Here is a 13,232-nt window from a genome sequence, read left to right on the forward strand (position 1 = left end):
CTGGCAAAGTCGATTGAACGACGACCTTAGAAAGGTCGCGGGATTGAAAAAAGCCAGCTAACCTCGCCCTCGGACTATCCGGGGACGGGTGTCAATTTGGCGATATCTGTTCGGCCTGTGAGCGCGCCGCCGCAAGTCGCAGTTTATCGATTGTTGTCCCAGATGTCGGACACTCGATGTTGTACTGTGAGCTTCCTGGGCATGCCTTGGGCACGTAGCCCTTCGCGTTCTTCCGGTGGGCAATTTCGCGAAGGCGATTTGGCCTCGTGCAGTTCAGCTGGAGGAGGCGAGCCGTGGGTGTGGCAACCCGGAGCGGGCATTCCGCGGTGCCAGTCAGGGCAGTTGCCAGTTTGATGTCCCGCCAGCAAAGGTTTGGCGCACCGTGCACTACGGCGTCTGCTGCTTCCGTTTTTCCTCGTCGTATGCGCGGCGGCCCAACCAATTTGCTATGGGAGAACTTCGACCGTAACCGGCCGGTCCGCAAGCTTCTCGAGAGTTGCCGGCGACGCCTTATAGGTCCCGATGTGAAGCGTCTGGTCTGAGTAATCGATGCCGGCTGTATTGTAGTAAAAGCCGAGGTTTCCCCACGGGACGAAGTAGATGAGGTCGCCGTCTTCGGGGTCGGATCCGGGCGAGCCGATGTGCTTGAGCTTACGGGGCAGATAGCTGATTTTTTCGCGGCCGGCGAATTCCTCAAGCTTGAGTGTGAGCGGCAGCATCGAAAGGAAGTCGCGCACTGCTGGACTGTCTTCGCCGACTGTTACGTCTACCGTCGTTGCACCATCGGTGAACCGCACGACCGTACCGATCACTGAAGTCGGATTGCGATCCTTTGTTTGAGCAAAGGACATGGTGGGCATTGCGACCGAATGGGCTGCGAGCAAGAGTGCAACCATTTGACGATTGAAGCGCGACATTCTTTCGTTCTCTCGGTTGGCACCGGCTCACTGTTTCCGGCGCGACATGATCGGGATCGAGGGGCTTTCGTTCCTGCTCAAGCCTTTCGACACCGACCAATATAAACGGTCGAGCAGCATCCGATTACCTCTGCCACTTCGCTTGCCGTCATGGGCCTAGTTCATGAGTCCCGCTCAGTCGGGCGAAGATCATCAGCCGACTGATCGATGCGCTTCATAAGCGCATGCGCATTTCCGGCGCTAATCGCGCAGCCAGATCGAAGGTACTGTCTCTACCAGGTTGATCGTTGACCGCCAGCAATCGCCGCGAAGCCATGCGACCCACGAGATGATCGATGAGAACCCATTTTGAGCCAGTGTCGAAGCCCTGGAAGACAACGTCGCGATGCGTTGCGCTTTTCCTGGGGCGCGCCCGACGCCGCCTGGCTGGCAAGGCAACCGACCCCTTGGTCTCCGCGGAGGCGCTCGGCGATGCTATCGATCGTGAAGTAAAAGAGGGCCTGGCCTACATGTTCTGGGGCCGGCTGGTCGCGCTGGGAACGCTCGCCCTGGGGGCGGTCCTTGCCGTGCCACTCGACCGTTCGGGCCTATATGTAGCTGCCATCGTGGCTTTCGGGTTGCTCAATGCTCTTTCCTTTGGCCTTGCCCGCAGCAGTCGCTTTGCGACAGTGGCGACATGGTCGTTCGTCGTCATCGACGCAGCGATATTGACTTACATCTTTGTCACGCCTTCGCCGTTCGCCGTCGAAGGCTGGACGTCCCAGCTCAATCTTCGCCTGCCGAATTTCCTGTATCTGGGTGTGTTCCTCGTGAGCATGGCGCTCAGCTACTCGCCAGCTCTCGTCGTCTGGAGCGGCGCGGTCACCATTATCGTCTGGAACATCGCCTACTGCTGGGTCGCCACGCGGCCCGATTCCATCGCATATGGGAGAGATTTGCTCGATGGCGGGTTGAGTGATGCTGACATCATCGCGCTGGTGCTCGATCCGCGCTCCGTGAGCCTGATCAATCTCTCATATCAGACGATGTTCCTGGTGCTCGTGACGATCATTCTCGCGATCGCTGTTTGGCGCTCGCGCCGGCTTGTTCGCAAGCAGGTCGCGGCGGAGGCCCAGCGCAGCGCCTTGTCGCGCTACTTCTCCCCGAACATCGTCCGCGAGTTGTCCAGCGGGACGAGCGGATTTGGAGAGCCTTCGCTCCAGACGGCAGCGATCCTCTTTGCCGATATGGTGGGCTTCACCAGGATTTCGGAGGGGCTTGCACCAGAGGATCTCGTTAAACTGCTGAAGGAGTATCACGCACGTCTGGCGACGGTTGCCTTTGCCCACGGCGGGACCGTGGACAAGTACATCGGAGACGAAATCATGGTGCATTTTGGCACCCCTCGTCCCCGGAAGGACGATGCCGCGCGAGCGCTCGCTTGCGCGCGGGACATGCTGGAGCAGGTCCGGCAGTGGAACGAGCAGCGGCTCGCTTCTGGCGAATACCCAATCGAGGTCGGCATCGGCGTCCATTACGGCGAGGTCATCGTCGGAAACATCGGAGACGAGCGGCGCCTCGAATACACGGTGCTGGGCGACACGGTGAATGTTGCGAGCAGGCTCGAACGGTTGACGCGCACAATCGGGACGTCCCTTGCGGTCAGCGAGGATCTGCTGATCGCGGCACGGGCGCAAAGCGCGACGAATCTAGCGCCCACAATCGAGGAGCTGCAGCCCGATCAGATGCACTTCGTGCGCGGGCGTCGGCGACCGATCGTCGTCTGGTACCTTCCGCGGGCGCACAGGCAGGATAGGCGAAGCGTAGCGAGCCGCCGTCAACCCTCCGTCCCAGCACAGTCTAGGCAAGTGGATCGAATCCTTTCTGGGACCGGAATTACGACCTTTGATATCTCAAGGCGTCTACCACCACCTTGAATGCCGGCGAGTTCTGATGCCGGCTCGGATAGTAGATATAGTAGCCGGGGAAGGGCGGTGACCAGTCGGAAAGCAGCGCGACCAGACGTCCCGCCTCGATATGATCGGTCACCAAGTCCTCCGGCAAGAAGGCTATCCCATGACCTGCAAGCGCGGCGTCTACCATGGGATAGGACGTGTTGAACGTGAGCTGCCCGTCGATCCTGACGCGAAGCTCCTGGCCGTTCTTTTCAAACTCCCAGATATAGAGACCTCCGCCGGTTGCCTGGCGCATGTTGATGCAGTTGTGTTGCATCAAATCCTGCGGGTGCTCTGGGATCGACCGATCTGCAAGATACTCCGGAGAGGCCACGGCAAGCATCCGCCAGTCGGGCCCGATCCTGACCGCGATCATGTCTTTTTCGATGCTTTCGCCGAGCCGAACTCCCGCGTCGAAGCCGTCGTCGACGATGTTGCGCAGGCCATTGTCACGACTGAGCTCAATCTTGATATCAGGATATTTCGACAGGATCGGCTTCAGCTTGGGCCAGACGACGGTTTCGAGCGCATGATCCGACAGGGTGATTTTGATCGTACCCGACGGCGTGTCGCGCAACGCCGTAAGTGCCGCCAGATCGCTCCTGATTGCGGATATTCTCGGCGACAACGAATGAAACAAGCGATCCCCGGCTTCAGTCAAGGCAACGCTTCGCGTCGTCCTAGTCAGCAGTCTCAGCCCCATCCGGGTTTCGAGCCGCTTGATCGTGTGACTGAGCGTCGACTGGGTTATGCCAAGCTTGGCGGCTGCCTTGGTGAAGTTGCGCTCCTCGGCAACGGCGAGGAACCATAACAGGTCATTGAAGTCTTCTTTGGCCATCGATTTTCGCTTGGTCCGCCTCGGTCGATTTATGGTGCGTGTCGATAAATGTAAGCGAAGCATGGCGTCTAATCCATAGCCGTCTCCTTTGTTAGCGTCTGTGCTGAGACAGTTTCGTTCGAGATCGTCGTGCGCATCCTAAGGAGACCGCCATGGAACTCACCATCAATGGGACCAAACAACAGGTCGACATCGAACCCGACACACCGCTGCTTTGGGTCCTTCGCGACGAACTCGCGATGACGGGCACAAAGTATGGTTGCGGACTCGCCCAATGTGGCGCCTGCACCGTGCTTGTCGATGGACAAGCGACGCGGTCTTGCGTCACTCCCGTTGAGAGCGTCGCCGGCGCCGACATCATGACGATCGAGGCGGTTGCTGATGACCCGGTTGGTCAAAAGGTCGTTGAGGCCTGGGTGGCCAACCAGGTCGCCCAATGCGGCTACTGCCAGTCCGGTCAGGTCATGGCGGCAACGGCGCTCTTGAAACAAACCCCGAAGCCGACGGACGAGGACATTGCCGGTGCGATGGTCAACCTCTGTCGCTGTGGCACCTACAACGCGATCGCGGCGGCTGTCCGCGATGCCGCGCAAGCTTGATCGGAGGTGAACCATGAACGACATGACACCCATCATTCCCGAAGCTCAGGCCACCGAGAACGGCAAACCCTTCAAGGTATCCCGACGCGGCTTTCTTGGCGCATCGCTCGGCGCGCTTGTTCTTGGCGTGACGCTTCCGGCGGCTCGAACCCGCGCACTAGCGGCCGCTCCGGCGTCCGTCACGCCAGGTTCCCGGGTTGCGGCATTCCTGGAAATCCGGCCCGACAGCACGGTACTTTTCCGCAGTGCCTTCATTGAAGGAGGCCAGGGGATCTTTACCGCCATGGCGCAGATCGTCGGCGAGGAACTGGACGTCGATCCGGCGAACTTCGTCGTGGAAGGCGCTCCCCCCGGCCCGGATTATCTCCTGACCGGTGGCGGGCGGTTCACGGGCGGCAGCATGTCGGTCCGCATGAGCTACGACACGATGCGCAAGCTCGGTGCATCCGCTCGGCAAATGCTGCTGCAGGCGGCCGCGACAAAGCTTGGTGTGCCTGCGTCCGAGCTTTCGACGGAACCGGGAAGAGTGGTCCACGCCGCTTCGGGTCGCGCAGTTCCCTATGGCGAGATAGCCGACGACGCATCGAAGTTGCCGTTGCCTGCTGATGTCGCGCTCCGTGATCAGGCAAACTTCCGCTGGATTGGCAAACCGTTCGCGCGGCTTGACGCGCGCGATAAATCGACGGGAAAGGCGAAGTACTCGATCGACCAGACGATCGACGGCATGCTCTATGCGGCCGTCCAGCACAGCCCGCGCCTGGGCGGCGAGCCCGAGATGATGCAGAACGAAGCGGACGTGCGTGGGATGCCCGGCGTTCACTCCATCCATAAGCTACCCGGCGCTGTTGCAGTGGTCGCCAACAGTTGGTGGCGTGCGCGCCGCGCTGTCGAGGCTTTGCAGGTGAGTTGGACAGAGGCTGCTTCCGGGATGTCGCACCCCATGCCGGCGGACTTCTCTTCCGAAGGGCATATGGCGAAGTTGAAAGCCACATCCGGCGATGGCGTAGCCTTCGAAACGGAGGGCGATGCGGCTGGCACGCTTGCGGGAGCGGCGCGTGTGATCGAAGCGGTCTATGACGCACCCTATCTCGTGCATGGACAGCTTGAACCGCCATCGGCGCTCGCGCGCTGGAACGAGGACGGATCTCTCGAGCTATGGCTCCCCAACCAGGCACCGGAGATGTTCCAGGCCGATGCCGCGAAGGTCGCCGGCATCGCACCAGAAAAGGTCATTATCCACTCACCGATGCTGGGCGGTTTCTTCGGACGCCACTTTCTCTATCAGACGGCGAACCCGTATCCCCAGGCAATTCTGCTTGCCAAGGCGGTTGGACGCCCGATCAAGCTCCTCTGGAGCCGAGAGGAGGAATTCCTGCGCGATGCGCTCCGGCCGATGGCTGCAGTCCGTTTCCGCGGCGGAATTGATGCCAGCGGCACGCCGGTGGCACTCTCAGCCGTTGCGGTCGGAGAGGGGCCCACGGGCCGGTGGTTCGGTCGCCAACCCGACAAGGTCGACAGTTCCGCCGTCGAGGGGATAGCCGGCAAGGTCTATGCGATCCCTAATCGACGTGTCGGCCAGATCCATGTTGACGACCCCGCGATCATCGGCTTTTGGCGTTCTGTCGGCCATTCGATGAACGACTTTTTCTACGAGACGTTCTTCGATGAGATGGCGGATGCAGGTCAGCAGGATCCTTACGAACTGCGCCTCCGTCTCCTGGCTGGCGGTCCACGTCACAAGACACTGCTGGAGGCCGTGGCTGATCTCTCCGGCGGGTGGAAGCGTGGACCGTTTGTTGCCGAAGACGGCACCCGGCGCGCGAGAGGCGTCGCTATGGCCTCGCCGTTTGGCAGCGAAGTGGCGACGATCGCCGAGGTGTCGTTGCGCGATGGTGAAATCGCCGTGCATGACGTTTGGGTGGCGATCGATCCCGGCAGCATCGTCAACCCTGCAATTATCGAAGCGCAGATGAACTCGGCCGTTGCCCTTGGACTTTCATCGGCTCTGCTTGAGGAAGTCGTCTATGTAGACGGCGTGCCGCAAGCACGAAACTACGACGGCTATCAGATCCTAACGCCAGACCGCATGCCGCGGGTTCATGTCCGGATCGTGGAGAGCGGTGCGCCCATGGGTGGTATTGGCGAGCCAGGTCTGCCCGGCGTTCCGCCGGCCGTAGCCAATGCCCTCTCAGTCCTGGCCGGCAAGCGTGTTCGAAGCCTGCCAATGTCCAAATTTGATCTCAAGGAGGGTGACGGTTGAAGACACTCGTTCTGGCCTCTTTGGCTTCTCTCATCGTGGCCGGTAGTGTTGCGCCTGCCTATTCCCAGGAGACGGATGCCGCGCCTGGAGCGCGGCTGTTCCAGCAACGCTGCGGCACATGCCATCAGATCGCCACCACTCGCAACGGCGTTGGGCCCCATCTGCAGGGGGTCGTCGGACGGACGGCCGGAAGTGATGAGGGCTTCAAGTATTCTCCCGCCCTCAAGGCATCGGGAGTGACCTGGACGACGGAAACGCTGGATACGTTTCTGACAAACCCGGGCGCGATGGTCCGGGGCACGCGGATGACGCAACGCTTCAACAACGCGGAAGAGCGGCGTGCGATCATCGAGTTCCTCGGCTCGCGCTAGGCACAGGCAAGCATGCGGGGTGGCGGCGGCATTGCTCGGCGCCGCCACCACGCACTTCGTTGGTTCGCGGATTTATGCGCCTCTTCGATTAATGCAAGTGAACGATGTCGGCTAATTCGATTTCTTCCACCGTGCTAATCCGTTTCGCACGGGAGAAAACTCGCAGAATTGAAGGGCGAAACGAATGACCCACGTGACGTACGAAGAGACACTGACAAAACCCGCCGCGGCCTGGGGCGCCGTTGTCTCGATGGCACTTTGTGTCGCGGTTCTGATCGCTTCAGAGTTCATGCCCGTCAGTCTCCTGACGCCGATTGCAAGCGATCTTGTCATGACGGAAGGCCAGGCAGGACAGGCAATTTCGATATCCGGGCTGTTCGCCGTGGTGACGAGCCTGTTCATTGCAGGGATCACCCGGAGCATCGATCGCAAGGTTGTCCTGTCATCGTTCTCGGTCTTGCTGGTCGCTTCAGGCCTCATCGTCACATTTGCCCCGAACTACACAGTCTTGATGATCGGTCGTGCACTGCTTGGGATTGCAATTGGCGGCTTCTGGTCGATGTCCACCGCAATTGTCATGCGCCTCCTGCCCGCCACCGCTGTGCCGAAGGGGCTTGCGATATTGAACGCTGGGAACGCGATTGCGGCGACGATATCCGCACCGCTGGGCAGCTTTCTGGGCGACTACATTGGATGGCGCGGAGCATTTTTCTTCGTGGTGCCATTGGCGCTGATCGCGCTTGTCTGGCAGTGGCTGAGCATGCCCTCGCTGCCGCCGCGTCGACGGAGCGCCGCCGGCAATGTTTTCCGCCTGCTCAAGCGCAGACAAGTCGCGATCGGCATGACAGCAATCCTGCTGCTGTTCATGGGGCAATTTGCGCTCTTCACCTATCTCAGACCCTTCCTCGAGTCCGTCTCCGGCTACTCCGTTTCCGCCTTGTCTCTGGTGCTCTTGTTAATGGGACTCGCTGGCGTGGTAGGAACCTGGAGCATCAGTTCGCTGCTTTCGACGCGCCTTTACCCGATCGTGGTTGGTATTCCCCTTGTCATGGCAGCGATAGCTGCAATGCTGATTGCATTTGGCTCGGCGAAGATTGCCGTTGCGGCCCTCCTGATTGCTTGGGGCTTCTTTGGCACCGCCGCGCCCGTCGGCTGGGGAACTTGGTTGAGCAGGGTACTCCACGATGATGCAGAGGCAGGCGGGGGTCTGCAGGTCACCGTCATCCAGTTTGCCATTACCGTTGGTGCGGCTGCTGGTGGGCTACTGTTCGACTGGAGCGGATGGTGGAGTTCGTTCGCATTGGCAGCCATTCTCCTGCTTGGATCGTCGGCGGCAGCTTTTGCGGCGTGGATGGATTGGGAGCGTTCAAAATGAAACGGCAAGCCACCTCGATGACGCGCCGCACTCTGCTCGGCGCGGGTAGCGTCGGCACGGCCTTGCCGCATCTCGCATGGGCTGAGGAGCATACACACATGAAGCCACGTTTCATCTTCGCTGATCACGACTTTACGGTGACACTAAATGACAGTCCGTCTGCCCGTGACTTCGCCTCGATGCTTCCGCTGGATCTGACGTTCTCGGATTTCTCCAACGAGAAAATCGCCTATCTGCCGCGCAAGCTCCATCTTGGAGCAAGAGGATCTTTCCCCAACGCGGCTGCAGGCGACCTTTGCTACTACATCCCGTGGGGCAATCTTGCCTTCTTCCACGGCGATTACATCTCAACGAGAGATCTCATCCGGCTCGGTCGCATTGATGGCGCCATCGAGCCGCTGCTCACGCGCGGCGAGTTTCCGCTTCGCATCGAACGCCTGTCCTGAAGCCATCGAAAGGGAGTGAATCATGCTGGCTACTGTTCTGCACGGCAAAGGCGATATACGTTGCGAGGAGGTCGCCGAACCAAAAATTCTCAAGCCCACCGACGCTATCATCAAATTGGCGGCGTCCTGTGTTTGCGGCTCTGACCTATGGCCCTACCGTGGGCTCCAGCCGGTGGGTGGGCCGACACACATGGGCCATGAATATTGCGGCGTCGTCGTCGAAGTCGGCGAAGACGTCAAGACGGTGAAGCCAGGCCAGTTCGTGGTGGGATCATTCTGCATTTCCGACAATACGTGCCCCCACTGCCGTTTCGGTTTTCCATCCTCCTGCGAACAGCGTGAGTTCATGTCTGGTGCGCAGGCGCCCTATGCCCGAATTCCGCTCGCTGATGGCACCTTGGTAGCGACCCCCGAAATACCGTCTGACGACCTTATCGCGAGCTTGCTGGCCGTTTCGGATGTCCTTGGTACCGGCTGGTATGCGGCCGATGCGGCGCGGGTACAGTCCGGGTCGACGGCCGTCGTCGTCGGCGACGGCGCGGTCGGTCTGATGGGCGTGCTCTCGGCCAAACAAATGGGGGCTGAAAAGATTATCGCCATGAGCCGGCACAAGACTCGTCAGAATCTCGCGCTCGAATACGGTGCCACGCATATCGTATCGGAACGAGGCGACGAAGGTGTCGCACGGGTCAAAGAGTTGACAGGCGGCGTCGGGGCTGAATCCGTTCTTGAATGCGTCGGAACGCAGGAGGCGATGACGCAGGCGATGAACTGCGCTCGTCCCGGGGGACACATCGGCTTTGTCGGCGTACCGCATGGTGTCCAGATCGATGGTCAGACCCTGTTCTTCGCCCAGAAGAGCCTGATGGGCGGCCCGGCTCCCGTCCGCCGCTATCTCCCCTATCTCATGGAACTTGTACTGAACCGTGAGATCAATCCGGGAAAGGTCTTCGATCTCGAGGTTCCTCTCGCTGACGTCGCCGAAGGTTACCGCGCGATGGATGAACGTCGCGCGATTAAGACCCTCCTACGAGTCTGAGAGCGAGGCATACAGCCGGGCGGGCTGCTCCGCCTGGCACTCTAACCTGGCGCCCAGGGGCGGTGGCCGTCCAATTCAGGGAACTGATGTGAACGACAATCCGCTTCTCATTTTGCCGACACCAGCCAGGGCGCTTCTAACGGACGACCCCATTGAACTCCTCAAGTTTGCCGCTGAAGCATTCAAGGACTCGCAGGTAGCGATCGCAACACTCGTTGAAATTCGGGGCGGTGCTGCGCGATCACTCGGCTCACAGGTGATTGTGCTCAGCGATGGTCGCTTTGCCGGGTACGTTTCTGGAGGGTGCGTCGAAGCTGCCGTCGCCGCTGAAGCACTGCTTGCCATGGCAGAGGGTCGCGATCGAACTGTGCGCTTCGGCGATGGATCCCCGTTCCTCGACGTTGTGCTTCCGTGCGGAGGAGGGATCACGGTCGCTATCCACGTCATGCGGAGGATGGAAGAAGTCGAAAGGGCGCTCGAATTCTTGAGGCTACGACAGGCGACCGCTCTCAGATACTCGCCCGCCAAACAAACGCTGGACCTGGTCGAACCGGTGCAGCGCGCGGGATGGCTCGGTGACGACTTCTTGATCATCTATCGCCCCTCTACGAAAATCGTCATCTCAGGGCAGACGATCGAAGTGCGAAGCGTTGCGCGTCTGGCAGAATGTTCGGGGTTCGAGGTTACCGTTCTGGCACCGGAGAGGGGACTGCGTTTGATAGAAGAAGTGGTCGATCCGTTTTCCGCCGTCCTGCTTCTACACCATGACCTCGAACAAGAGTTGGCGCTGCGAACCTCATGCTTCTACCTTGGCGCTCTGGGGAGCAGGCGGACACATCAACTGCGCCTCAATCGGTTGCTGAGGCTAGGACACGATCAACCCGAACTGGAACGCATCAAAGCACCGATAGGTCTGTTCGGCCCCGCCCGCGATTCTGCTTCCCTGGCACTTTCAATCCTCGCGGATGTGGCAGCGTCCCGCTCGGGGGCGTTCGGATGAGCCTTGAGTGTTACAAACTCCCCTGTCACCTGCCTCCAAATCCGAGTTCCTCACCTTAGAGTCATCGATAGCGCAGGGCGTCGACCAGCAGTGTGAAGGCAGGCGATGCGAGACGGCGGCTCGGGTAATAGAGATGGTATCCGGGAAACGAAGGGCACCAGTCGGCTAAAACCTGGATCAGCCGTCCTTCCTTCACGAGCGGATCTAAGTGATCGCAGGGCAGGCAGGCAACGCCCTGCCCATCGAGAGCGGCGTCGACGATCATGGCGACGTCGTTGCAGATGAATTGCCCCGTGACCCGGACGTTGATGGGGCGCCCGTCCTGCTCGAATTCCCAGGCGTAGAGTCCACCGAGCGTCGGAAGCCTCAGGTTGATGCAGTTGTGCTGCGTCAGGTCGTGCGGGGTCACCGGCCTCGGATGCCGCTCGAAATACCCTTCAGAACCCGCCACGACCATTCGCATTTCGGGACCGATCTTCACCGCGATCATGTCCTTCTCGACACTGGCGTCATAGCGCTCGGCAACCAGATCCACGAACCTTTGGTCGATTGAGATTTCGATCTTGACCTCCGGATAGTCCGCCATCAGCCGTTTGACGGCGGGCATGATGATCGTTTCCGCGGCTTGCCGGCTGGATGTAATACGGACCGACCCTCCTGGTTTTTGGCGCATGGCGCTCCAGCTCTTCGATCCGGCTCCGAGTGTCGTTGAAGGCCGGCCGCAGCGTTTCCATCAACCGCTCTCCGGCCTCCGTCGCAACGACATTGCGCGTTGTTCTCGCGAGAAGACGAACGCCCATACTCTCCTCCAGCCGGCGCAGGCGTGGCTGCTGATGCCAACGGAAACGATGCTTGATCGGGGAACCCGCGCGGCACGTTGCTCCTCCCAACTCGGGAGTTCGACACTGTTGGGAAAGCTTCACGAGCATTGTGCTGTGTTTGTTTCCGATTTGTGCGTCCAGTATCGCAGAATGTATCGACAGGACCTTATGACCACGGGGCCTCCGGCCATAGGACCGATGTCTTCAAGCGTGGCCCTCTTCAATCCTCGGAAGGAACCACGCGAGAAGCCCTGCAAGTGGGAGGAAGGAGCAGACGTAGTAAACCGTTTCGACACCATAGCTGTCGGCCAGCAGCCCGAGAAGCGCTGCGGCTATACCGCCAAGGCCGAAATTCAGGCCGTAGAACAGCCCACCAATGAGTCCTATCCGGTGCGGCAGCAACTCAATTGCGTAGATCAGGATGGATGCGAAGGCGCTCGCCATGATCAGGTTGATCATCACCGTCAGCACGCCGGTCCAAAAGAGGTCGACGTGTGGCAGGATCAACGTCAGCGGAAGCGGCCCCAGAACCGAAATCCAGATGATACGATAACGCCCGATGCGATCACCGACGATGCCGCCGATCAGCGCGCCCGCCGCCGAAGCCAGCAGGAAGATGAACAACATCATCTGTGCGGAGGGGATCGAGAGGCCGAACTTCTCCATGAGATAGAAGGTGTAGAATGAGCGGAAGCTCTCACCATAGGCATTCTTAGTAAACATCAGCAGCATCAGGACCACCAGGGCTACCCCGATCGTCGCTGGCGCGTGACGAACGGCGCCGCCCGCCTTCTTGCCGTCTGCCCGCATCGCCATGAATGCGGCGCTGATCTCCCGCTGCTTGCTACCGATCCATACAAGAAGTGCCATGGCCATCAACGCGAGAACGGCAAACCAGGCGAGGCTCGGCTGTCCCCAGGGAACGATGATCAGCGCAGCGAAGACCGGGCCGAGCGCGCCCCCCGCCTGACCGCCGACCTGAAACAGTCCCTGCGCCAACCCCTGGCGCCCGCCGGCGGCATAGCGCGCCATGCGCGTCGCTTCCGGGTGAAAGATGGACGATCCAATGCCAATCAGCGCAACTGATACCAGAATCACCGCGTAGCTATGGGCGAAGGCAAGGCTAACCAGGCCAGAGAGTGTAAACATCATCCCCACGACCGGTGAATAGGGCGCGGGATGTTTGTCCGTCACCATGCCGATTATCGGCTGCAGCAGCGACCCGGCGATCTGGAAGGTCATGGTGATCAAGCCGATCTGCACGAAATCCAGCGCATAGGCGTCCTTCAGGATCGGATAGGCGGCCGGGATCAGCGACTGCATCAGGTCGTTGAGGAGATGGGTGAGACCCAGAATGACTAGCACAGCGAGATGCGTCTTGGGACGCGTCATGGTGGGAATGGCGACGGTCATGATTGTTGTTCTTGGCCCTTGGGAAATTCGGCGAGGCGGTTTTCAGCGGCATCGGACCGTTATCGGTAGAACGCGGCGCGCCGCTATGGGAGCTTATGCATCGCTCGAGGGGCAGGCAACCGTTTATTCGCGCTACGAGGGCAAGAGGAGACAATCCTAGCGCGATGGAGATGGCAGCGTTACATCACTGGGAGCCAGCTTCGAGATACCAAGTACCCC

At 60.2% G+C, this 13,232-nt stretch carries 13 protein-coding genes; 8 read left to right on the plus strand and 5 right to left on the minus strand.

Annotated features, from left to right (window positions below; all coding sequences use genetic code 11):
- Positions 1–446: 446 nt before the first annotated feature.
- Positions 447–917: a cyclophilin-like fold protein gene (locus ASD52_RS08215; protein WP_057223873.1), complete on the minus strand. Its 471-nt coding sequence runs from the start codon at positions 915–917 to the stop codon at positions 447–449.
- Between the two features lie 446 nt (positions 918–1,363).
- On the opposite strand from ASD52_RS08215, the gene ASD52_RS08220 reads away from it, so the two are divergent.
- Positions 1,364–2,833 carry an adenylate/guanylate cyclase domain-containing protein gene (locus ASD52_RS08220; protein ID WP_162249763.1) on the plus strand — a complete coding sequence of 490 codons (1,470 nt, stop codon included), beginning with the start codon at positions 1,364–1,366 and terminating at the stop codon, positions 2,831–2,833.
- Here the strand turns inward: ASD52_RS08220 and ASD52_RS08225 are convergent.
- Positions 2,793–3,689, minus strand: coding sequence for a LysR family transcriptional regulator (locus ASD52_RS08225; protein ID WP_057210701.1), 897 nt, complete (start codon positions 3,687–3,689; stop codon positions 2,793–2,795). The two genes, ASD52_RS08220 and ASD52_RS08225, sit on opposite strands and share 41 nt — an antisense overlap.
- A gap of 152 nt (positions 3,690–3,841) precedes the next feature.
- Here ASD52_RS08225 and ASD52_RS08230 point away from each other — a divergent pair, with 152 nt between their 5' ends.
- The 7 genes from ASD52_RS08230 (at position 3,842) to ASD52_RS08260 (ending at position 10,779) form a co-directional block, all read left to right on the plus strand.
- Positions 3,842–4,288 carry a (2Fe-2S)-binding protein gene (locus tag ASD52_RS08230; RefSeq protein WP_057223878.1) on the plus strand — a complete coding sequence of 149 codons (447 nt, stop codon included), beginning with the start codon at positions 3,842–3,844 and terminating at the stop codon, positions 4,286–4,288.
- A gap of 13 nt (positions 4,289–4,301) precedes the next feature.
- Entirely contained in the window at positions 4,302–6,548 is a 2,247-nt protein-coding gene (locus ASD52_RS08235; protein WP_057223880.1) for a xanthine dehydrogenase family protein molybdopterin-binding subunit, read from the plus strand.
- A complete protein-coding gene (locus ASD52_RS08240) occupies positions 6,545–6,919 on the plus strand; it encodes a cytochrome c family protein (protein WP_057210708.1) in 375 nt (124 codons plus the stop codon). Before ASD52_RS08235 ends, ASD52_RS08240 begins: the two co-directional genes overlap by 4 nt.
- 184 nt (positions 6,920–7,103) lie before the next feature.
- On the plus strand, positions 7,104–8,294 hold the full coding sequence (locus tag ASD52_RS08245) for an MFS transporter (RefSeq protein ID WP_057223882.1): 1,191 nt from the start codon (positions 7,104–7,106) through the stop codon (positions 8,292–8,294).
- Entirely contained in the window at positions 8,291–8,740 is a 450-nt protein-coding gene (locus ASD52_RS08250) for a cyclophilin-like fold protein (protein WP_244497440.1), read from the plus strand. Before ASD52_RS08245 ends, ASD52_RS08250 begins: the two co-directional genes overlap by 4 nt.
- A 22-nt stretch (positions 8,741–8,762) precedes the next feature.
- On the plus strand, positions 8,763–9,779 hold the full coding sequence (locus ASD52_RS08255) for a zinc-dependent alcohol dehydrogenase family protein (protein WP_057223884.1): 1,017 nt from the start codon (positions 8,763–8,765) through the stop codon (positions 9,777–9,779).
- Between the two features lie 88 nt (positions 9,780–9,867).
- Positions 9,868–10,779 (plus strand): XdhC family protein, encoded by a 912-nt coding sequence (locus tag ASD52_RS08260; protein WP_057223886.1) that lies wholly within the window; start codon positions 9,868–9,870, stop codon positions 10,777–10,779.
- 61 nt (positions 10,780–10,840) lie between these two features.
- Here the strand turns inward: ASD52_RS08260 and ASD52_RS39845 are convergent, their stop codons facing one another.
- The 3 genes from ASD52_RS39845 to ASD52_RS08270 form a co-directional block, all read right to left on the minus strand.
- Entirely contained in the window at positions 10,841–11,386 is a 546-nt protein-coding gene (locus ASD52_RS39845) for a LysR substrate-binding domain-containing protein (protein WP_234908021.1), read from the minus strand.
- Positions 11,289–11,708 carry a LysR family transcriptional regulator gene (locus ASD52_RS40715; protein ID WP_337797736.1) on the minus strand — a complete coding sequence of 140 codons (420 nt, stop codon included), beginning with the start codon at positions 11,706–11,708 and terminating at the stop codon, positions 11,289–11,291. Before ASD52_RS40715 ends, ASD52_RS39845 begins: the two co-directional genes overlap by 98 nt.
- Before the next feature lie 96 nt (positions 11,709–11,804).
- The gene (locus ASD52_RS08270; protein WP_156408375.1) at positions 11,805–13,013 is read right to left on the minus strand and encodes an MFS transporter; all 1,209 of its coding nucleotides are present in this window, start codon (positions 13,011–13,013) and stop codon (positions 11,805–11,807) included.
- Positions 13,014–13,232 lie beyond the last annotated feature (219 nt).

The sequence above is a fragment of the Ensifer sp. Root142 genome, assembly GCF_001426785.1.
In the GTDB taxonomy this organism is placed as follows: Bacteria; Pseudomonadota; Alphaproteobacteria; order Rhizobiales; family Rhizobiaceae; genus Ensifer; species Ensifer canadensis.